Below are 18,176 nucleotides of genomic sequence, written 5' to 3' on the forward strand. Positions count from 1 at the left end.
GGTTCAAAAATGCACATTGGGGAAGACCCTATTTTTTATATTCAGTATAGTGCCGGAATTGACCCATTTCAATATTTTTACATAATTAAGAACTTAAAAAACAGGTGCCATAGCGGCACCTGTATAAGTAATTATCTCAAAAAGGGATTAGTATTCTTTTCATCCAGAATCGTCGTGACAGGGCCATGACCTGGAAAAACGATAGCATCATCAGAAAGTGTCAGCAGCTTCGTTTCAATGCTATTTAAGAGCACTGACTCGCTTCCGCCTATTAAATCGGTTCTGCCAACGCTTCCTTGGAACAAGACGTCCCCAGAAAAGAGGAGACGTTCGTCCTTCACATAATACGAAACGCTCCCTGGTGAGTGTCCAGGGGTTTCGAATACTTCGAAAGTGAATCCTCCAATCGTAAGCTCTTGCTCATTTGCCAAGATGTGATCGGCAGGCTTCATTCGCATTGGATTTTCAGGGAACCAGTTTTGAGAACCATTCAATGCGGGATCAAGTAGCCACTTGGCCTCTTTTTCATGAATATATGCAGGGATTCCATAATGATCCCGAATAGCATCCAGAGCACCGATATGATCAAAATGTGCATGTGTCAATAAAATCGCTAAAGGCTTTAAATTTTTTGTTTGTATGTACTGTATGATTTTCTGTGGCTCTTCACCCGGATCGAAAATGATGCAATCCTGTCCATCGGAAACTACATAACAATTCGTTTGCAGCGGGCCTAGAGGAATTTGTGTCCATTTCATTTCCATCAACTCCATTATGATTTTCTACCTTTATCTTACACTAATTAAGCTGCTAATGTTAATCCAGTTTACTCATGTCATAGAAGTGTCACCTATTAAGCCTCGACAAATAATTGAAAAAATATTAAGATATTAACAAATGCAATCTTTTCTACATATTTTTGGTAGTTGTTTTATTCTCTGGGTATATTATTAGGGATTAGGTATTCATTACGAAAAAAGGGGGTTTTGTCATGATATTAATGGTTGTTTTCGGACTTGTGGCTATATTAGGAGTAGCAGCTGTGTTTACCTCATTAAAAAAGAGAAACTTCTTAGGATTCATTTTTGCAGCCGGCAGTGCAGTCGTGTTTGGCTGGTTCACTGTCATGACTATCATCAACAGCGGTTTTCCTGTTGCCCATTGAAGAAAAAAGCTCGCCATCCGGCGAGCTTTTGTTTTAGGTTATCATGTTTGTTTGAACAATCTTTGTATTTGATGGGTTTTCATATCAATGATTTTCTCAAATTGATATCCATATAAGCAGAAGTTGCCATCAAGCGAACAGCTTAATGGTTCATTTTCCATGTCCTTCATCAATTCTTCTTGTGTGCCTTTTTCCCAATTAAATTTAGTTAAGGTAAACCTTCCCTCATATTGGTCAGCATCTTTTGATTCATTAGGAATAAACGTTATGAATTCCTTGTTTTTTTCAATGAAATCATAGGATGGAATGACCCAATCTGAAAAGCTTTTCAATAGTGGCACGGAAAAAGAGTGGATCGGCTTGTTTGTAGGATCATAAAATGCATATGTACCCCGATCTTGTTTTTCTGTCTCCACTTGAATCGTCATCAGCGCTTGCTTCACTTTTTTAAAGTGAATGACATCGAGCATAAGGCTGTCTGCCCCATCCCCATGCAGCGCTTTTCTTTCTAGGGGAGCCGTCAAAGCAGGTTCTTCTTTGTCCCAATCCAAAAACATCAAGTCATTTTCACTTGCCCATTGAGCAAAGGGCTGTGGAAAGTCCAGGGTTTCCATAGTTTGTTCATCTGGATTCAATACATAACTGCTGTATGTCCAATCTTCATAAAAGCTCGATACAAACAACCGGCCATCCCTAAATGAATTCCACTCATATGCTAATTCATAGGCTGGGATTGCCACGGAATACAGTGGATTCCCCGTTTTATCGAGTATTGTGATTGATGCTTTATCCGAAGAGGTAAAGGACGACAACAAAATATGCGTACCAGACGGACTGATCGATACTTCAGAAAACGCAAAAGCCGGCTGATAGAAAACGGAAGTTTCATTCGTTTCCAAATTCCATGCCATCAACTGGGATAATTCATTACCTTCCCGCTTCACAGAATATAAAATGGTTTTCGAATCCAGCCATCCAAAAATGGCTTCGACTTTTTCCGTTTCTGCGGTCGGGACCTTTAAATTGCTTACTGAAGTTTCCAGGTTAGATTGGGAGTGTTCTTTTTCCGTATCATTTACGGGTTTACTAAGGTCCTTGGAAGGCTCACAAGCCGAGATAAGAAGAATAGTGGAGATAAATAATGGGACGAAACACAACATCTTACAAATGGAAAGCCGCATACAAAGTGCTGCTTTGGATACTTTAATCTCCACACACCTCCCACTTCAAAACTAAAACGCCTGGCATATGTGAGCGAGACATTAGAAAGAGAGTAAGGATTAACCAATCGAATCCTTACTCTCTTTCATTATAAAGTAAAAAAGAGAAAATGTGGCGGATAATGATCTTATATTTTTTTGGAAGTATATTCATTAGGGGGATGCATCACATATATAGGCCTGCCATCAAAATCTTGACGGAATCTTCATATATACCAGGCAAATGGGATAGCGGAAGCGGATTGATGCCCTTTCCCAGTTCGATTGTGAATCCACCGCGTTTGAATTCCTGAATGAACCAATCTTTATACCCAGCATGGCTGTCAACGTATTTTACGGCCCGATATCCGCTGCGCTCCTCAAACTCCCTCGCAACATTCGCTGCCTGTTCAGGTTCATGTCCCTCATATCCCCAATAGAATTCTTTTCCCTGGGTGTGAAGTGCAAGCACTCTTTCAAATTTCCGTCTTATTGCCAGCTCCTTCATGGCCAATGCTTCTGGTTCTGATAACGCGGTTTCTCCTGGAAAATCCCTCGGGGCAGGGGCTTTTGGAATCTTTCTGCGCTTTTCAACCTCCCAGTTAGCAGGATATTGGTTATTCAGGTCTACACCGCGGATATTGGCTTTCCAAGCATAAAAGGCAGGATTGCCATTATTTATTTTTAAAACATCAACCTTCCCCTCTGCCGCCGCCTCCCCCTTTAGGACAAGGTCGACTCCATCCGGATTCACCATTGGAACGATCGAAATGGACATATCCCGGTAGTACGGCATACAATCCATTCCGCAAAGTGTACGATCATTCGTTACTGCCAGCAGAAAATCATTCAGCCATTTCATCAAAACAGCCGTAGTGATCCATTCATTAGCGTGGAATGAACCGTTATAATGTATGATCTTTTCACCTTGACCGATTCTTACCTCAAGGAGTTCTTTTCCCAGCACACTCTTTCCGACCGATTCAACCTTAATAAAGGGGTAATGACAAGATAGAACATCAAGATCGTCAAGAAGTGATTGATATTCGTAGGGCTTGTCGGTGACTATCACAGGATTCATCACCCGGACGGGTACCGAAAAAGGCTTTTGTCCATCTTGATTCAATAATACTATCCCATCGATTGGCAGGTGATATTGTAAAGCGATTTCAGCAAAATCGATATCTAACCGGGACTCTTGCTGAACAATGTATCCAGGTATCTGTACTTCGATGCCATTTGGCAAAACTCCGCCAGTAATGGCCGGATTGGCATCCTCAATCAAAACCCGGGGAATTTGGAACAATTGACTGTAATATGCCAAATCATCCCCGCTTCTGCTCACAACTTTCATTCAGCCTCCGCCCCTTCCATTGTTTTATCTTTATGAAGGGAAAAACAGAAAGATGTTCAGGAAGTCTCTTGTTTCATAATTGTAAGGGGTGCTGATTTCCCTGAAAAAGCGAAAAAACCTGGATTGCGCCAGGTTTCAGGTTGTAGGCAAAAGGTTATGAGATTTGGGCTCTTAGAGCCACTATGTTATGCCATTGTAGGACCTTGCCACGTCCACGTGGCCATCTTCTTTAAATTAATGGCAGCGAAAGTAAGCATCACTTGCATCGATAATTTTTTAAGTCCCCTTAAAGTGGTCCAACGCAAAGTTGAGAAATGAAGGTATTTTATCATGAAAACCATAGCCTAAGAACCAACGTTAAGCCATATTTGTTTCCGTTTTAAAACAAAAAAGACTGTAGGCAAAAGAAGTTCTATCCAGATTTTTAAACATAGTTGATTGGAACGGAGGGTGCGAGACTCCTGCGGGAATAGCGAGTCCAAGGGAGACCCCACAGGCGCAAGGTGCGCCGAGGGCGGACCGCCCGCGGAAAGCGAGTGCCCTACGTTCCAATCAACGTCCAAATTTGTACAAGCAAAAAAACTGTAAGACAAACTCGATTTTAATCGAGTTTGTCTTACAGTCTGAAACCTGGATTGCGCCAGGTTTCCTTTTTCAAGGCTGCTCATAAAATCGGAGCAAATCTCCGTAAATGATTTTGTCGGAGTAATCAAGCTCCTGCTTTGCCTTTTCCAAATACTTCTCACATGAATCCTTTGCAGTCGCCGCCCCGGTGTTTTTATCATAGCAGGTATCCATCGTATAGAGGTAATCCTTCGTGATGAAACTGCTATCGCGAAGAACGGTGAACTCTAATTTCTCATCGGAAAATAGATCTTTGCCGAATTCAATATAATCATCATTTTCAATTCCCAATAAATGAAGGAGAGTCGGCCTTACATCAATTTGGCCGGAAACGGTGGAAATCGTTTTTCCCTTCTGCCCGGGGACATGTATGATGAGCGGAACACGCTGAAGCTGGATCGATTCGAAAGGAGTAATTTCCTTCCCAAGGAACTGGCTCATGGCAGAGTTGTGATTTTCAGAAATTCCATAATGGTCTCCGTATAGAACAATGATGGAATCCTCATATAATCCATTACGTTTCAAATCGCCGATAAACTGTTTCAAGGATTCGTCGGTATAACGTACGGTCGGAAAATACTGATTCAATGTTTTGGAATTCGAATCGTAAGGTTCCAATGTCCGGTCTTCTTCATTCAAAGTGAATGGAAAATGATTGGTTAACGTTATGAACTTGGCATAAAAAGGCTCAGGCATCCTCTTCAAGTGAGAAATTGATTGCTTGAAGAACGATTTATCATTCAAACCCCAATTGATGGAATTTTCTTCAGACACTTTGTATTCATCACTATCATAAAACCGTTGGTACCCAAGAGAACCGTACATTATGTCACGATTCCAAAAGCTTTTATTATTGGCATGCAAGGAAGCCGTATAGTACCCTTTTTCCGTTAAGATTTCAGGTGTGGCTTTGTATTCATTTTGGGCATGAGTGAAAAATACTGCACCTCTCCCTAAAGGATAGAGGGAATTCTCAATAATGAATTCTGAATCGGATGTTTTCCCCTGGCCGGTTTGGTGATAAAAGTTATTGAAATAATAGCTATCTTTAATGAATTGGTTCAGAAAAGGAGTGATTTCTTCCCCGTTGACAGTTTTATTGATGACAAAGCTTTGAGTGGATTCCAATGATATAAGAATCACATTTTTGCCTTTTGCCAGCCCATAAAGTTCATCATTAACTTCTTTTTGATTGGCACGGACATAATTTTCGATTTCCGACAATTCACTGCCATCAGCAAGTGCACGTTGAGCTGATGATTTCGTCTGTAATATTGCATCATAGAGGTGATAATGGTACGTACCGATATTCTTAACGAGGATTTCGCGGTCAAACGTTCTTGTCAGGAGTTCAGGACGCGCCGCTTCCGCTAAAGCTAAGTTAAAAAATGTCACTCCTAAAGCCATTAACAAATAGAATTTACGGTCCTGGGGATTGTAACGACTTTCATGGAATGTTTTTGGTTTATATTTCAGCAGAAGCATCAAGCACAGAATATCGGCAAAATACAATAGATCACTCGGATTGATCAATTCATGTACACTGCTTCCAAGGTCGTTCATATTGCTCGTTTGAAAAAGAACGGGAATGGTTAAAAAATCATTGAAAAAGCGAAAAAAAACAAGATTGGCAAATAGGACGAAGGTGATGAAAAAACTCATGATCAATAAGTATGCCGTCCGTCTATTTTCTTTTAAAAATAGATTCACGCCAAGTGTAAGTAAAAGGAAACTGACAGGATTGATGAATAGTATGAACTCCTGGATCCAATTATCAATATCTATCTCAAAACTTGTTTTATAGGCGATATATGTTTTAAGCCAAAGTGAAATCAATACGACCCAAAACAATGAATATCCCTGTTTTTTGAAGACCCTTTTCAATCCTGGTCCCTCCTCATCGAAGAAGCGCTGGATCTGCGATCCAGAGTGCCTCAATAATGGGTCATGGTTCCCCCCTTCAAAAGGGGGAACCATCTTTGAATATTCCTTCTTTTTTTCTTATAACCCTGATTGCCAGAGGGCAGCATGGAATCACGTATTCATTTGGCTTTTAATGAGCCAGGCTGCACCTATTACCCCTGCATCATTGCCTAGAGTGGCCAGGCTGATTTTCGTTGATTTACTAACCCGTTTGAATGCATACTTTCCAAATGCAGAACGGACAGTATCAAGCAAAATGTCTCCCGCTTGTGAAACGCCGCCGCCAATGACGATTTTATCTGGATTCATGACATTCCCAACATGTGATAGTGCCAGCCCCAAGTAATTGCCTACCTTATCCACCACAGCTTTGGACAAGGGATCACCTGCTGCGGCGCATTGGAATAACAGTTTGGAAGTAACCGTATTCCCCTCTTCTACTTTCTGCTGAAGCAATGACTTTTCATCGGCGGCATTCAAGGCTTCTAAAGCCATACGGACGATTCCCGTTGCCGAAGCAACCGTTTCCAAACAACCAGTCTTGCCGCAATTGCATGGTGCCCCTCCGTCCGTTACGACCGTTATATGGCCTACTTCCCCAGCAGCTCCACTGGTACCATGGACGATTTGGCCATTATGGATGATTCCGCCTCCTACACCCGTTCCCAAAGTGACACAAACGAGGTCTTTGGCTCCATTACCGGCACCTTTCCACATTTCTCCCAAAGCTGCCATATTGGCATCATTATCGATCACAGCTGGAAGAGCTGTCTCGACCTCCAATAAATCTTTTAAAGGATAGTCCTTCCAGCCAAGATTGACGGCTTCATATATGGAACCGTTAACAAATTTCACAGGACCGGGAGCACCCATTCCTATCCCAACTATCTTACTCTTCGGTTCATTAAGTTCCACGAGCTTCGCATCAATTGCTTTGGCTATGTTAATCGTAATGTATTTTCCCTTTTCGGAGATGTCCGTGCTGATTTCCCATTTATGAATGATTTCTCCGTACAAATTGATTAAAGCCAGTTTGGTAGTTGTACCGCCTAAATCCACACCCATCAGCCACTTTTCCATCATTCTCACCTTTTTTATCAATTTTTTTTCTGTTTTTCCCTTTCAAGAGACGATTGCTGCCTGATTAAAAGAATCGCCATTTGATAATCTTTCGTATCCATCATCTGCATACGGTGGAGTTCCCTTATTTCGGCCTCCATCAGTTCAAGCTCGGCTAAGCGATCGCCAATATAGATAAATGTACCAAATCTTTTTAAGTATTGTTGAAGATCATAATATGTTTTCATAGTAAACCTCTTTACTCTTTTCTTTAGGAAAGTATATCGAATCAGCACCTTTGTAACAAGCGCCCATTTCCTCTTTTGATAATTTCCCCATCCCCTTCATACATGTCCAACTGTATTCATATGATGAAATATCAAGAATGTGGACTCCTTTGATTGATTTAACAGCTTAATGTTTTTAAACCATTCATCACGCGTGAAAACGGAGGGGAAAAATGAAAGTACAATTGAAGTATACCGTCTTTTTGGTTTTAACCACCATTTTTGTCATCCTTTATTTATCAAATCATAAACGGACAGAGGAAACCATCATTTTTTTTCCCATCGATTCCTCGCTCCATTTTGAACATGCTGCCACCCACCTGACACCAAAGGGAACCGGGGATTCCACCTATACCATCACTTGGAGGGTGGATTCTACGTTGGACCAGCCTGCTTACTTACGTCAGGACGTATCGCTTTTATACAAAAATGGAAAATTGGCAGGGGCTTTAAAAAATTGGCGCCAAAATAAACAAGAACTCTCTCAAAAAGCGAAATATAAAGAATCCGAGAGTGGGCGTTATGAAGCTGTAACGTTTCATTATGCCGAGGTTCATCCAAGTGACACCATTTTCACCAGTGCCCAGCAGCTCAGCAAAGATAAACTCTATACAGTAACGACACCGGTTTTTCAATTTTTCCACCGCCCCCTTTCAGAAGAACAGATTCAGTGGAAAAAAACGCTGGACGGCTTGACAGATCAAACGGTTCGAAATGGTTTGGAGAAAGCCGGGCAAGCCTTTCAGGTCAATCTTGATCAGTACAAAATCATTTCTTTAACAGATCTGCCTTCAAAGAAAAACCAATGGCTTGCTGCCTTCCCCCAATTCAAACGGGAAGAAATTGTGGGAAAACTATGGGAAGGACTATACAAAAATTATGTGTTGGGAGTAAAAAAGGAGGATGGCTCCACTGTGAGTTCACAAGGTAGCACCATCCCCCTATTGCTTATGGCGAAGAATCAAAGGGAAATACTTGTCTTGTTTACCCTGAAAGACGGTACTCCAATCATGCTGCGTCAAGAGTTATAGTTGCTTTTCAATTTCTTCCAGTAGTTTAGTGTATGACTTATTATCCGGGGCAAGCTCAATAGCCTTATCAGCTTGCTCTTTAGCTTGGTCGAATGATTCGAGATTCATGTAGACCAAGGCAAGATTGTAATGGGCTTCATGCAATTCCGGATTACTTTCAATCGCTTTTTCATAATAACCCTTTGCCTTGTAAATGTCCTTTTTATCAAAAGATAAATTTCCGAGCATAAAGAGCGATAGCGGTGCATCAGGATTTGAATCCACATATTTGAATAGCATCTCTTCCGCCTTATCCTCTTCATCATCATCAATATACTTTTGGGCCATCATTGCCATGGTATTATCATCGATAGCTGCACTTTCCTGATGATTGAAACCAAATTGCAGCAGGGAATAGGTCAGTATTACCGTCCCGATCAGAAAAGCCAGCTGCCGAAGGATATTCTTGGATTTTGGCAGATGGACCACTCCAGCAGCCAAGAACCCACCGATCAAACCTCCGATATGCCCTGCATTGTCAATTCCCGAAACGCTGAAACCATATATTAAGTTAATGATGATCAACACGATCACCGATGAGCCCATCGAGCGCATGAATAATTTCGGATAGACGATGCCAAAGTACAAAAGTGCCCCAAAACAGCCAAAAATGGCTCCGCTCGCTCCTGCGGAAAGGTTCGGGGTCATGATGAAGCTGCCTAGAGTTCCAGCGAAACCAGCGAATATATAGATGAAAAGGAACCTGGCATTACCGTAAATCCTTTCAACTTCAGCACCAATCAAATACAGCGAAAATGTATTCATCAGTAAATGAATGAACCCAATATGGACGATCATCGGTGTAAAGAACCGCCACCATTCCCCTTGGATGATATAAGGGGAAAATTTAGCGCCAAACTCAATCAAAGTCTTGGAATTGGTGCTGCCCCCATTAAACTCCATCAAGATGAACACTGCTATTTGTACCGCCATGAATATATATGTAAAGAATGGCTTATTGGCATTTTGAAATACCTTCTGTTCTGCCTTAGCCTTTTTGACTGACTCCGAGATGGCGTTCTTCTTTACTTCAAGAACCTTTTCCTCATCTATTTCATTTTCCTCAAGAACTTGAATTGAAAGTGGTTTTTTCAAAACATGTTCAAGGTTTTGCAACGAATCATGAAAGTTCTCACAAGTTAGAAGGAACGTGTTGACATCCGTCTTTTTAAAGGAGGCCACCCGTGAACTAAAGTCATGATCATCGACCGGGGCGAATTTACTAACATAGATACTTAATATGTTTATGGGCTTTTTATATAATTTCCTTCTGATTCTTTCCCCATTCTGCAATGTTCGCTCGATATCGCGTTTCAGCCAATTAGCCCAATCCAAATCATGGCGGATGAGTCTTATGACTGGAAACTCCTTATTCTTATCGCTCTCAAGCCAAATCTCCTGATGGTTTTCCGTGACTGTGATCATTCGATAATCGTAATGGGCAGACAACTCCCTTATGGTTTCCCAAAAAAAATAATCCTCTTTAAATCCCAATGCCTTCCCCACTTTCCAATGAAACTTAAGCTTCTAAAATTCCTGTTCTTTAATTAAAACTATAGACGAAATCATGTAAAAAGTAAAAAGGAGACTGTTTTCCCGCTCCTAAAAATAAAAAAAGGAACCCTCGGTCAGGTTCCCTTTTCAAGATGCCGGCATCCTCATTTGGTCTGAGTGAACATGCTTTGCATCATTTTATCCCTGAACATTGGCATATCCAAGGATTTAGTCACTAGAAATCTTCTCAGTATGCCGTTGGACAGCGCAACATTAATCAGGCGGTACCGGTTTTTGTAACCTGCATAAACAGCTAAACCAACCAAAAAGATTTGAATAATTAATCGAAGCATAACAATCCCTCCTATCAATAGTGTGATACAGGATAGGATTTTTATGAGCTAAAAGTGATAATTAATGAACTTCTTCTTAATGGGCGTACGTACGTATAACCTTGGATGGGGTAATGAGTTTGCCCACCGCTAAATCATGTACCTCTATCGGGAGTTCATCCATTAATTGGAGCTCGTATGTAAGGGCCAATGTATCTCCTCGGTAATTAGATAGGAAACGGTCATAATAACCCCCTCCAAAGCCTAGGCGATACCCTTCCTTGGTAAAAGCAAGGCCGGGTACGATCAATGCGTCCAATTCCTCTTTGCTGGCCTTGGCTGTTTCAGCCACTGGTTCCAGCAATCCGTAATAAACAGACTCGAGCTGATTGAAGGACGAAATTTTTTTGAATTCCATTGTCTTTTTTTCGGGATCACATTTTGGTACAGCCACTACTTTTCCTTCGCTCCATGCTTGTTCGATGATCCGTACCGTTGGGACTTCAGGCGGAATGGAGATGGTGATGCCAATAGTATCAGCATTTTTCCATTCTTCCAAAGCGAATAAGTTTACAGCGATTCTGGTGGATAGTTCTTCATGTTCCTCTTTAGTCAGCTGCATTAAACGGGACCTAACTTCTTGACGGAGCTTATTCTTGTTTTCTCTCATCTCTTCCGACTCCTTTAGTCTACTTCTATCATTATCTCATAATATTTGTCCATTTACGAAAATACGGTGTCGGAAATCGCCGAATCATTCGTGCATTCTGGTGAAAATATTCACTAAAGGAAAGAGAGAAAAGAGGGACTTAAAAAAATGCATAAAAAAAACAACAGGAAAAATCCTGTTGCTTACTTTGTTTCACGGTGAGTCGTGCTGCGTTTTTCTCTTGAGCAGTATTTTTTAAGCTCAAGACGGTCTGGATTGTTACGTTTATTTTTTTTAGAAATATAGTTACGGTCTCCACATTCAGTGCAAGCTAATGTAATATTTACGCGCATTGTGTATTTCCCTCCAAACATATTGACATTTTCACATAGGACTTTTCTATAATATCATTATTCAATGCGAATTGCTAGTATGTTTTTCGGGAAATCCAACATTACTTTTTCGTATTCTTAATTGTTTACGTTTTGCATCGTCAGGAGGAGTTGATTATTTATAACTTTCGCTTCTTCTTTCGTATCAGCATGAATGACCCAAGCCACAGCTTCCACACATTCTTTTGGTAAGATTTCCGTTTCTAGCGTAAACACACTGGTAACTTCCCCTTTGGCGAGGGGTGAATAAGCCAGGAGACCCTCTTTCAATGATTTGAAGCATCCTTCTTGATAAAGGCTTCCCTTACCTTGGATGCAATATTGAGAGATGCTTTTCCCTTTCACCAATCCCCCCAATAAAGCAATCGATTGAGGGGCTACATGTAAAATCGCCCGTTCATTCGGGCTGTAAAAAGCCACCGCCTGCCTTTCGAAAGCGTTTTCATAGTGAAAAAACACTTTTGGCCGCTTGGTCTCGAATGAGGTATTCCTGATCGTGAACTTCGAAAAGGTCACCTGCCCTTGGGTATACGTCTGTGAAAGTGTCCGGATCTCTCCATTAGGATGGCTCATCATATCCTCCTCAGGATACCAATCAAAACTCTCATCCATCCATAATCCAGCCTTTAATCCCTTACGAAATAATTCCTGGTTATCTTGTGGCATATACGCGGATAGCGAATTCATATAATCATCCCTTCCCCTTCTTTTATCTTTATATTACTTATCGTTAGGCGCTGACAGTGAAACTATCCACTTTAAATTCTGCACACCATTTTCTTATAGGATCATTGATTTTTAATAATTCAAAATATTTTGTTTTTTCGATTTATTCTATCTTTATGTTAGCACTGAATTGGCTGATGGACAATAAACACATTTTGTCGAATTTTATGTACGTTATCTTTCAAAGGTTTTTTTCCCATTTTCATGCCTAATTTTTTTCCATCAACGACGGTCACATCGCTTTTCGACAATATTTGAAAAAAAACAGACAATAAATGAAGTTTACTGCCTACTTCCGAAAATATAAAAATATGAAAATCCCCAATTTTTTTCGAATATGCGTAAACTATAAGTATATTGTCGAAAATTATCTTCTAAGGTGAAAACATGGAAACACTTATCGTCCTTCTCATCATTTCCTTTTTCGGTAAGGCTGTTTTCACATACTTTGTTACTTTTTACCAGGTAGTGCAGTGTGGTTGATTTCCCCTCCAGATGCTCGCTTTCCTTGGTGCGGGCGGTGAGCCTCCTCGGCGTAAACGCCTGTGGGGTCTCACCTGTCCCGCAGGAGTCTCGCACTTCCGCTCCATTCAACCTTAAATAGTTTCGTTTTAAAAACAACAATCTTTACGAAAAGAGCCTTCGGTAAAGATAAAGTTGCCAAATTAGAAGAAGATTTGGAACAGATGACACTAACGTATTTGCAGGATATCTACCAATTAAAGAAGAAGGTGAAGATTCTTGAAGAGGAATTCGTTATCCAGGACGAACCTGTTCCCTCTGTAAAGGATCAATCAACTGTCACTTCCAATGATATCGAACCCATACATAAGATTCTAAAAAGCCAGGTTCTATCTTTATATAGTCAAGGTCTCACTTTGGACCAGATCGCTAGACAATCCTCGTTAACGAAGGAACAAACCATTTCAGTGATTGAGCAGCAAAGATTGCGGGGTGAATGAACATGAATAAAGCAAGACTGCAAGGTCTTTCCGCCGGCATCATTTTTACAACAACAATCTTTGCTGCCTTTTATTATGGCACCGATAAGTTCGAAGGCACCACTCCCACTGCGGAGGAAGCTAAGGAATTGCTCGTAAAGAAGGGATTCGTCGTTACACTTCCTACCGTGGAAGCTAAAAAGACCGTCCAACCGAAGGATCCGGATAAGGTTTTAATGGAGAAGGAAGCTTCAACCTATACAATTAAAGTGAAAACGAATATGACCACAGCCGAGATTGCCGATCTCCTTTCCAAGGAAAAAATCATCGATGATGCTGCTGAATTTGAAGCTTACATGAATGACCGGGATTTCTCGAAAAAAATACAAATCGGCGAGTTTGTTGTTACGAATAATATGACATATAGACAAATGGCCAATACATTGACACATTAATGAATAAGAGAGACTTTTAAATGGACGATGTCCGAGAAAAAGCCTCTCTTTTTTCAATTAGGATAGGTTCATTCATTCCTGCTGATATATCTCCCTCTTACAAGGAAGTAAATATTCTCTGCGATATTCGTTGTATGGTCCGCTGTCCTTTCCAAATATCGAGCAATTAGGGAAAGCTGCGTAACCTGCTGAAGGTTTTTTTCATCTGAAAGGCGTAGGAGACTTCGAATCATTTCTCCATAAAAGCGATCAACCTCATCATCCATTTCGATGATTTCTCTTGAAAGAACAACATCTTCCTTCTCAAATGCTTCTATTGAAAGTCGAATCATCTTTAATGTAATATCATGCATCTGCTTTAATGGTGTTAAAGGCAGAATAAATGGCTGGTCACCGATTCGGATCGCCGATTTGGCGATATTCACACCAAAGTCTGCCATCCTTTCAATATCCGAGGCGATTTTTATGGCAGCAATGATACGCCTTAAATCAATCGCAACCGGCTGTTGCTTAGCAATCAGTAAAATCGCAAAGTCATTTATTTCCTCTTCAAGTAAATCAGCTATTGTATCATCATCAATAACTTCAAGAGCCTCATCTACATTATTGCTTTCCAGTGCGGCATATGATTTTGATATGGCTCCAGAAGCTAAATTAGCCAACTTCACGATTTTCTCTTGCAGCTCTTTCAATTGAAGCTCGAAATTTTCACGAACGATCATTATCGCATCTCCTTTTCTCTTAACCGAAACGTCCGGTAATGTAATCTTCTGTTCTTTTATCATTCGGATTAGAGAAGATGGTATTTGTATCAGAATATTCGATGACTTCCCCATTTAAGAAGAAGGCTGTTCTATCAGAGATACGTGCTGCCTGCTGCATGTTATGGGTAACGATGATGATGCTGAAATCCTTTTTCAGTTCCTGGACCAATTCTTCTATTTTCAACGTGGATATCGGATCAAGGGCAGAAGTAGGTTCATCCATTAGAATGACATCTGGTTCGATTGCCAAACATCTGGCAATACAAAGACGCTGTTGCTGTCCACCTGAAAGTCCATATGCATTTTCATGCAGACGGTCTTTCACTTCATCCCAAATCGCTGCCCCTTTTAAACTCTTTTCGACAATCTCATCAAGAATTTTTTTATTTTTAATTCCATGGATCTTTGGTCCATATACAACATTTTCATATATGGATTTAGGAAAGGGATTAGGCTTTTGGAAGACCATCCCCACCTGTGTCCTTAAATCTTCCACCTTATAGGACTGATCAAGGATATTCCTGTTCCTATATTTAATCTGTCCTGTCGTTTTCACATCCGGGACTAGTTCTATCATTCGGTTCAATGTTTTAATGTAGGTGGATTTCCCACATCCTGAAGGCCCTATGATGGCCGTCACTTCATTTTGGTGCATATCCAGATTAATATTTTTCAAAGCATGGTTTTCTCCATACCATAAATTAAGATTGGATGTTTCATACACCTTTTCCGACAAGGCAGCTGATCCGACATTATCGATTTCGATAGCCGGTGACACTTTTTCTCTCGTTAAGGTCATATTCATGCTTCCTTCCTCCTATCAGTATCTTTTCTGGAATTTATTTCGAATTATAACGGCTATTGAATTCATGATTATTAACAGGATGAGTAAAACGATGATTCCCGCGGCAGCAACCTGCTGGAATTCCTCCTGCGGACGAGATGTCCAATTATAGATTTGCATTGGCAGCACTGTAAATGTATCCATGACCGTTTGAGGTAAGAAGGCGATGAACATTGGAATGCCAACCACCACCAATGGCGCCGTTTCACCGATTGCCCGTGACAAAGCAAGTATTCCTCCAGTTAAAATGCCAGGTATCGCAGCAGGCAGGACCACTTTCAAAATGGTTTGCCACTTTGTTGCACCCATTCCAAACGAAGCTTCCCTTAAATCACGAGGTACGGCACGTATGGCCTCCTGTGCAGCGACTATGATGACCGGGAGAACGAGTAGGCTCATGGTCAGTCCCGCTGCCAATATGGACCGGTCCAAGGCAAGAGCACGAACGAAAACCGTTAAGCCCAATAGTCCAAATACTATTGACGGGACACCTGCCAGATTGGAAATATTCACTTTGATAAAAGTGGTGATCCAATTCTTCCTCGCATATTCCTCTAAATAAATGGCCGTTCCAACACCGAGCAGCAGGGAAACTGGGGCCACCACTACCATCAACCATATTGAACCAATCAGCGCTGCCTTTATACCAGCTTCTTCAGGTTTCCTGGAAGCGAAATTCTGAAGGAAATCCCCATTCAGACTACCAATTCCTTGAGTGAATATCCGATAAAATAAGATGGCCAATACGAGGAGGCCAACCAATGTTGCCAAGAAGAATAATCCTTTACAAATCGTGTTAACTGCAAGCCTAGCAGGCATTTTTTTTGCAACATGACTTTTGTTTATCAGTTTCATGACTTAATATTCCTCCCTGAACTTGCGAGAGATGAACTGCGCCAGTAAATTCATGACAAGCGTAAAGACGAACAGTGTCATTCCAACCGCATATATGCTGTAGTAAATCGTTGTCCCATACCCAGCATCCCCCGAACTGACCTGAACGATATAAGCGGTCATCGTTTGAATCGATGAAGTGACATCCATGCTCATATTTGGGGTCGAGCCACCGGCAACACTCACAATCATGGTTTCCCCGATCGCTCTGGATAAAGCAAGGACGATGGATGCCACAATTCCAGAAATGGCTGCTGGCAATACCACTTTAATTGTCGTTTCAAGTTTTGTTGCTCCTAAAGCATACGCACCTTCGCGAATCGACTTCGGCACTGATACCAGGGCATCTTCCGACAAAGAAGCTATCATCGGCATGATCATGATACCTACGACGATTCCAGGACTCAGGGCATTGAACATGTCAAGGGAAGGAAATAAATCACGCAAAACCGGTGTTACAAAAGTTAAGGCAAAAAAGCCATAAACGATAGTAGGAATCCCAGCTAAAACTTCTAAAATCGGCTTGATGATTCTCCGTGTTTTCTCTGATGCATATTCACTCAAGAAAATGGCTGTTGCAAGTCCTACTGGAACTGCAACCACCGCTGCTATGACTGTTATCTTCAACGTTCCAACAATAAGGGGCATAATCCCATAGGAAGGTGCAGATGCAAATGGCAGCCATTTAGCTTCCGTAAAAAATTCGACGATGGATACTCTGTCAAAAAAGATGAATGTTTCAAATATAAGGGTCAGGATGATCCCGATTGTAGTAAAAACGGAAATTGCCGCCGTAAGGAACAAAAGTTTAGGCATGACTTTTTCCAAATTGATTTTTTTCTTACTTTTCTTTTCCAGAATCATTTGCTGTACAGAATAGGTTTCTGTTTTTCTAAGTTCCAACTTGCATCCTCCATTTCAGACACGCAATATTTGGATTTACAAGCTGTTACCCCCGCCTCAATCGAGTCAAGGCGGGATTTCAATAGCCTGTAATATCGTTTATTTTTCCAATTCTTTTAATTTATCAAGATCTTTCTGGTACTCTTCTTCCGGCAGGCTGATATAACCCACTTCTTCTGCAAGCTCTCCTGCATTTTCAATGACGAATTGAGTATAATCTGCAACTTGTTCTTTTTCAGCTACCGACTTATTAGCTACATATGTGTAAAGTGGACGTGACAATGGTGCATACTCCCCACTTTTAATCGTTTCATGCGTTGGCTCTACAGCGCCTTTGCCGTTGTCGATGGAAATGATCTTTAACTTATCTTTATTTTCAGAGTAGTAGGCATAACCGAAGAATCCAATCGCATTTTTATCGCCTTCTACACCTTGTACAAGAACGTTATCGTCTTCTGAAAGCGTAGCATTTTCCACCATTGGTTTTTCTTCAAGGATCACTTCATTGAAATAATCATATGTTCCAGAATCTGTTCCCGGAGAGTAGAATTTAATTTCTTCGTTCGGCCATTCAGGACGTATATCAGACCATTTCTTCACCTTTCCATTATCAATCCACAGTTTTTGAAGTTCTTCAACTGTTAGTGAATCGATGAAATCATTATCTTTATTGGCAACGATTGAAATACCGTCAAAGGCCAGTTTCAATTCTGTATATTTAACACCCTTTTCATCAAGTAAGGCACTTTCTTCTTCTTTCACCGGGCGGGATGCATTGGCTAGGTCCGTATCACCAGCGATGAATTTCTTGAATCCCCCACCTGTTCCTGACGATCCTACTGAAACCTTCACCTCAGGCTGTGTAGCCATATATTCTTCCGCAACTGCCTCCATGATCGGAAAGACCGTTGAAGAACCATCCGTAATAACTTCTCCCTTGAGTTGATCTGAAGCCGCTTCATTTCCTTTACCGCTGTTTGAAGTATCATTAGATCCACATCCAGCTGCCACTGCGATTACTCCACCCATTACTGCGGTCATAGCCATAAATTTGAAACGTCTCATTTGTAAATCCCCCTAAGAATTTTATATGAATATTTT

Annotated in this window: 20 protein-coding genes and 1 pseudogene; 4 read left to right on the forward strand and 17 right to left on the reverse strand. The window is 41.0% G+C overall.

The window, feature by feature from the left end:
* Window positions 1-131 precede the first annotated feature (131 nt).
* Window positions 132-758 carry an MBL fold metallo-hydrolase gene (locus OTG27_RS14270; RefSeq protein WP_057278817.1) on the reverse strand — a complete coding sequence of 209 codons (627 nt, stop codon included), beginning with the start codon at window positions 756-758 and terminating at the stop codon, window positions 132-134.
* A gap of 233 nt (window positions 759-991) precedes the next feature.
* On the opposite strand from OTG27_RS14270, the gene OTG27_RS14275 reads away from it, so the two are divergent.
* Window positions 992-1,165 (forward strand): DUF2759 domain-containing protein, encoded by a 174-nt coding sequence (locus OTG27_RS14275; protein ID WP_064505148.1) that lies wholly within the window; start codon window positions 992-994, stop codon window positions 1,163-1,165.
* 41 nt (window positions 1,166-1,206) lie between these two features.
* Here OTG27_RS14275 and OTG27_RS14280 read toward each other — a convergent pair whose 3' ends face one another.
* The 6 genes and pseudogenes from OTG27_RS14280 to OTG27_RS14305 all read right to left on the reverse strand — a co-directional run bounded on the left by OTG27_RS14280 (window position 1,207) and on the right by OTG27_RS14305 (window position 7,572).
* Complete coding sequence (locus OTG27_RS14280; RefSeq protein WP_268937263.1) at window positions 1,207-2,379, reverse strand: YqgU-like beta propeller domain-containing protein; 1,173 nt, start codon at window positions 2,377-2,379, stop codon at window positions 1,207-1,209.
* A 172-nt stretch (window positions 2,380-2,551) separates the two neighbouring features.
* Complete coding sequence (locus OTG27_RS14285; RefSeq protein ID WP_268937264.1) at window positions 2,552-3,718, reverse strand: M14 family metallopeptidase; 1,167 nt, start codon at window positions 3,716-3,718, stop codon at window positions 2,552-2,554.
* A 185-nt stretch (window positions 3,719-3,903) separates the two neighbouring features.
* Window positions 3,904-4,023, reverse strand: a pseudogene (locus OTG27_RS14290) (transposase); the annotation flags it as partial.
* Between the two features lie 349 nt (window positions 4,024-4,372).
* Window positions 4,373-6,226: an LTA synthase family protein gene (locus OTG27_RS14295; protein ID WP_268937265.1), complete on the reverse strand. Its 1,854-nt coding sequence runs from the start codon at window positions 6,224-6,226 to the stop codon at window positions 4,373-4,375.
* A gap of 150 nt (window positions 6,227-6,376) precedes the next feature.
* Complete coding sequence (locus OTG27_RS14300) at window positions 6,377-7,348, reverse strand: ROK family glucokinase (protein ID WP_063575677.1); 972 nt, start codon at window positions 7,346-7,348, stop codon at window positions 6,377-6,379.
* Window positions 7,349-7,362: 14 nt separating this feature from the next.
* Entirely contained in the window at window positions 7,363-7,572 is a 210-nt protein-coding gene (locus OTG27_RS14305) for a YqgQ family protein (RefSeq protein WP_034308407.1), read from the reverse strand.
* A gap of 212 nt (window positions 7,573-7,784) precedes the next feature.
* Between OTG27_RS14305 and OTG27_RS14310 the strand changes: the two genes are divergently transcribed.
* On the forward strand, window positions 7,785-8,642 hold the full coding sequence (locus tag OTG27_RS14310; protein WP_268937266.1) for a hypothetical protein: 858 nt from the start codon (window positions 7,785-7,787) through the stop codon (window positions 8,640-8,642).
* On the opposite strand, the gene OTG27_RS14315 is transcribed toward OTG27_RS14310, so the two are convergent.
* The 5 genes from OTG27_RS14315 to OTG27_RS14335 all read right to left on the reverse strand — a co-directional run bounded on the left by OTG27_RS14315 (window position 8,637) and on the right by OTG27_RS14335 (window position 12,235).
* Window positions 8,637-10,175, reverse strand: coding sequence for a rhomboid family intramembrane serine protease (locus OTG27_RS14315; protein WP_098866502.1), 1,539 nt, complete (start codon window positions 10,173-10,175; stop codon window positions 8,637-8,639). The genes OTG27_RS14310 and OTG27_RS14315 overlap by 6 nt on opposite strands.
* Before the next feature lie 164 nt (window positions 10,176-10,339).
* The gene (locus tag OTG27_RS14320) at window positions 10,340-10,528 is read right to left on the reverse strand and encodes a hypothetical protein (RefSeq protein ID WP_034308414.1); all 189 of its coding nucleotides are present in this window, start codon (window positions 10,526-10,528) and stop codon (window positions 10,340-10,342) included.
* Between the two features lie 76 nt (window positions 10,529-10,604).
* Window positions 10,605-11,177: a 5-formyltetrahydrofolate cyclo-ligase gene (locus OTG27_RS14325; protein ID WP_268937267.1), complete on the reverse strand. Its 573-nt coding sequence runs from the start codon at window positions 11,175-11,177 to the stop codon at window positions 10,605-10,607.
* 182 nt (window positions 11,178-11,359) lie between these two features.
* Window positions 11,360-11,509 carry a 50S ribosomal protein L33 gene (gene rpmG / locus OTG27_RS14330; RefSeq protein ID WP_028391797.1) on the reverse strand — a complete coding sequence of 50 codons (150 nt, stop codon included), beginning with the start codon at window positions 11,507-11,509 and terminating at the stop codon, window positions 11,360-11,362.
* A 117-nt stretch (window positions 11,510-11,626) separates the two neighbouring features.
* Entirely contained in the window at window positions 11,627-12,235 is a 609-nt protein-coding gene (locus OTG27_RS14335) for a hypothetical protein (protein WP_057278825.1), read from the reverse strand.
* Between the two features lie 584 nt (window positions 12,236-12,819).
* On the opposite strand from OTG27_RS14335, the gene OTG27_RS14340 reads away from it, so the two are divergent.
* Together OTG27_RS14340 and OTG27_RS14345 are read left to right on the forward strand one after the other, a co-directional pair.
* A complete protein-coding gene (locus OTG27_RS14340) occupies window positions 12,820-13,236 on the forward strand; it encodes a hypothetical protein (protein ID WP_268937268.1) in 417 nt (138 codons plus the stop codon).
* Window positions 13,237-13,238: 2 nt separating this feature from the next.
* Window positions 13,239-13,670, forward strand: coding sequence for a hypothetical protein (locus tag OTG27_RS14345; RefSeq protein WP_268937269.1), 432 nt, complete (start codon window positions 13,239-13,241; stop codon window positions 13,668-13,670).
* 68 nt (window positions 13,671-13,738) lie between these two features.
* On the opposite strand, the gene phoU is transcribed toward OTG27_RS14345, so the two are convergent.
* The 5 genes from phoU to OTG27_RS14370 form a co-directional block, all read right to left on the reverse strand.
* Window positions 13,739-14,392 (reverse strand): phosphate signaling complex protein PhoU, encoded by a 654-nt coding sequence (gene phoU / locus OTG27_RS14350; RefSeq protein WP_048682139.1) that lies wholly within the window; start codon window positions 14,390-14,392, stop codon window positions 13,739-13,741.
* Between the two features lie 19 nt (window positions 14,393-14,411).
* Window positions 14,412-15,239 (reverse strand): phosphate ABC transporter ATP-binding protein PstB, encoded by an 828-nt coding sequence (gene pstB, locus OTG27_RS14355; protein ID WP_082609445.1) that lies wholly within the window; start codon window positions 15,237-15,239, stop codon window positions 14,412-14,414.
* Between the two features lie 15 nt (window positions 15,240-15,254).
* Window positions 15,255-16,133 (reverse strand): phosphate ABC transporter permease PstA, encoded by an 879-nt coding sequence (gene pstA / locus OTG27_RS14360; RefSeq protein WP_034308427.1) that lies wholly within the window; start codon window positions 16,131-16,133, stop codon window positions 15,255-15,257.
* A 3-nt stretch (window positions 16,134-16,136) separates the two neighbouring features.
* Window positions 16,137-17,036 carry a phosphate ABC transporter permease subunit PstC gene (gene pstC / locus OTG27_RS14365; RefSeq protein WP_063577668.1) on the reverse strand — a complete coding sequence of 300 codons (900 nt, stop codon included), beginning with the start codon at window positions 17,034-17,036 and terminating at the stop codon, window positions 16,137-16,139.
* A gap of 138 nt (window positions 17,037-17,174) precedes the next feature.
* Entirely contained in the window at window positions 17,175-18,140 is a 966-nt protein-coding gene (locus tag OTG27_RS14370) for a PstS family phosphate ABC transporter substrate-binding protein (protein ID WP_268937270.1), read from the reverse strand.
* Window positions 18,141-18,176: the final 36 nt, after the last annotated feature.

This window comes from Peribacillus sp. AS_2 (genome assembly GCF_026891895.1).
GTDB lineage: Bacteria > Bacillota > Bacilli > Bacillales > DSM-1321 > Peribacillus > Peribacillus frigoritolerans.

Coding starts and splice junctions, on each gene's coding strand:
- OTG27_RS14320 (WP_034308414.1), bottom strand. CDS start 10,528: ATGCTTCGATTAATTATTCAAATCTTTTTGGTTGGTTTAGCTGTTTAT.
- OTG27_RS14305 (WP_034308407.1), bottom strand. CDS start 7,572: ATGAAAACATATTATGATCTTCAACAATACTTAAAAAGATTTGGTACA.
- OTG27_RS14335 (WP_057278825.1), bottom strand. CDS start 12,235: ATGAATTCGCTATCCGCGTATATGCCACAAGATAACCAGGAATTATTT.
- OTG27_RS14325 (WP_268937267.1), bottom strand. CDS start 11,177: ATGAGAGAAAACAAGAATAAGCTCCGTCAAGAAGTTAGGTCCCGTTTA.
- phoU (WP_048682139.1), bottom strand. CDS start 14,392: ATGATCGTTCGTGAAAATTTCGAGCTTCAATTGAAAGAGCTGCAAGAG.
- pstC (WP_063577668.1), bottom strand. CDS start 17,036: ATGATTCTGGAAAAGAAAAGTAAGAAAAAAATCAATTTGGAAAAAGTC.
- pstA (WP_034308427.1), bottom strand. CDS start 16,133: ATGAAACTGATAAACAAAAGTCATGTTGCAAAAAAAATGCCTGCTAGG.
- OTG27_RS14310 (WP_268937266.1), top strand. CDS start 7,785: ATGAAAGTACAATTGAAGTATACCGTCTTTTTGGTTTTAACCACCATT.
- OTG27_RS14345 (WP_268937269.1), top strand. CDS start 13,239: ATGAATAAAGCAAGACTGCAAGGTCTTTCCGCCGGCATCATTTTTACA.
- pstB (WP_082609445.1), bottom strand. CDS start 15,239: ATGAATATGACCTTAACGAGAGAAAAAGTGTCACCGGCTATCGAAATC.
- OTG27_RS14270 (WP_057278817.1), bottom strand. CDS start 758: ATGAAATGGACACAAATTCCTCTAGGCCCGCTGCAAACGAATTGTTAT.
- rpmG (WP_028391797.1), bottom strand. CDS start 11,509: ATGCGCGTAAATATTACATTAGCTTGCACTGAATGTGGAGACCGTAAC.
- OTG27_RS14275 (WP_064505148.1), top strand. CDS start 992: ATGATATTAATGGTTGTTTTCGGACTTGTGGCTATATTAGGAGTAGCA.
- OTG27_RS14370 (WP_268937270.1), bottom strand. CDS start 18,140: ATGAGACGTTTCAAATTTATGGCTATGACCGCAGTAATGGGTGGAGTA.
- OTG27_RS14300 (WP_063575677.1), bottom strand. CDS start 7,348: ATGATGGAAAAGTGGCTGATGGGTGTGGATTTAGGCGGTACAACTACC.
- OTG27_RS14285 (WP_268937264.1), bottom strand. CDS start 3,718: ATGAAAGTTGTGAGCAGAAGCGGGGATGATTTGGCATATTACAGTCAA.